This window comes from Pontibacter mangrovi (assembly GCF_006385705.1).
In the GTDB taxonomy this organism is placed as follows: Bacteria; Bacteroidota; Bacteroidia; order Cytophagales; family Hymenobacteraceae; genus Pontibacter; species Pontibacter mangrovi.
Genome location: NZ_VFRQ01000027.1, coordinates 1 through 1,471, shown reverse-complemented (window position 1 = coordinate 1,471; position 1,471 = coordinate 1). Strand labels below are relative to the sequence as shown.

The window sequence follows — 1,471 nt, the reverse complement described above, 5'->3', positions numbered from 1 at the left end:
CTAGTATCGATATTGGATACCCAATGTTTGGTGCATAATAACTATGTGCATGCATAGCCGAATTTCTAGGGGAACAGTTTCTATAAAGACAAGAGCTTTTGCAGCAAAACCTTTCCTAACATTGGGTAGTGAAACTCAACCGCTAGTATGGTTCTGCTGCCCCTTCTGGTTTCAGAATGGGCGTGGGAGCCCGCATAGAAGAGTGAACTGGCTGGGCAGCAGGCAGGGCTTTTGTGCTTAACCCAAAGAACAAAGCGTATGAAAAAGCGAGCCTCAGTTAAAGGAAGCACAGTCAACATGCCGCTGGTCAACCCGAATGCGGCAGGCATTGACGTAGGAGACACTATTCATGCCGTCGCCGTGCCCGAGGGAAGGGACGAGACACCGGTCAGGTCCTTTGGGGCGATGACCTGCGATTTGGAGGCCATCGCCAACTGGCTGCATGAGTGTAGGGTGGACACGGTGGCCATGGAGAGCACAGGGGTGTATTGGAAGCCCCTGTTCAGCCTGCTCATCCAGCGGGGCTTCGAGGTGTACCTGGTGAACGCTAGGCAGGTAAAGAACGTGAGCGGCAGGAAAAACGATGAGGATGACGCGCGCTGGATACAGAAGCTGCACAGCTGCGGGCTGCTCAAGAGCAGCTACCTGCCTGATGACGAGCAGGAGGCCCTGCGCACGCTGGTGCGCCACCGCAGGACACTGATGCAGGATAGGGGCAGGTGCGTGCTGAGGATGCAAAAGGCCTTGGAGGTGATGAACGTCAAGCTGCACACCCTCATCCGGGACATCACCGGCAAGACGGGCACGCGCATCATAGAAACCATACTGTGGGGGGAGCGGACACCGGAGTGCTTCCTGGCCTGTATTGAGAGCAACATCAGGGCCGACAGGGACATTCTCCTCAAGTCCCTGCAGGGCAACTGGCGAGAAGAGCAGCTCTACCTGCTGGAGGACTGCTACACGAGCTACCAGTACTACACCGGGCGCATCGCCTGCTGTGATGCCGCCATTGAGCGGCAGCTGCAGCGTTACCGAGGAGATTCTCTCGGAGACAGGCACGGACATGGGAAAGTGGGAGACGGCTAAGCACTTTGTCTCGTGGCTGAACCTTTGCCCCAACAACAAGGTGTCAGGCGGGAAGCTTATCAGCAGCACCGTGATGAAAAAGAAGCCTAATCCTGCCAGTCAGGCATTCCGCAACGCCGCCAATGCCGTGCAGCGGAGCGACAACTGGCTCGGCGACTACTTCCGCCGCATGAAAGCCAGAGGCGGGAACCGATATGCCATAGTTGCAACAGCTAACAAGATTGCCACCATCTATTACAAAATGGTATCTTGTCAGCAAGAGTTTAAACCTGTGGAACTGACTTCATACCAGCAGAAGTACAAGCAGGCAAAGATTGTTTACCTGGAGCGAAAGCTCTCTAAACTTAAAAAAGAAGCTGCTTAAGAGAAGTTATATAGAAGTTAG

2 protein-coding genes are annotated in these 1,471 nt (G+C 54.3%); both read left to right on the top strand.

What is annotated here, in order from left to right:
• Positions 1–258: 258 nt before the first annotated feature.
• The gene (locus FJM65_RS21065) at positions 259–1,086 is read left to right on the top strand and encodes an IS110 family RNA-guided transposase (RefSeq protein WP_140456487.1); all 828 of its coding nucleotides are present in this window, start codon (positions 259–261) and stop codon (positions 1,084–1,086) included.
• A complete protein-coding gene (locus tag FJM65_RS21060; RefSeq protein WP_181163832.1) occupies positions 1,064–1,450 on the top strand; it encodes a transposase in 387 nt (128 codons plus the stop codon). Before FJM65_RS21065 ends, FJM65_RS21060 begins: the two co-directional genes overlap by 23 nt.
• The last annotated feature ends 21 nt before the right edge of the window (positions 1,451–1,471 follow it).

Bases quoted from the DNA above. Each gene is read 5' to 3' on its own strand.
- FJM65_RS21065 (WP_140456487.1), top strand. From the start codon at position 259: ATGAAAAAGCGAGCCTCAGTTAAAGGAAGCACAGTCAACATGCCGCTG.
- FJM65_RS21060 (WP_181163832.1), top strand. From the start codon at position 1,064: ATGGGAAAGTGGGAGACGGCTAAGCACTTTGTCTCGTGGCTGAACCTT.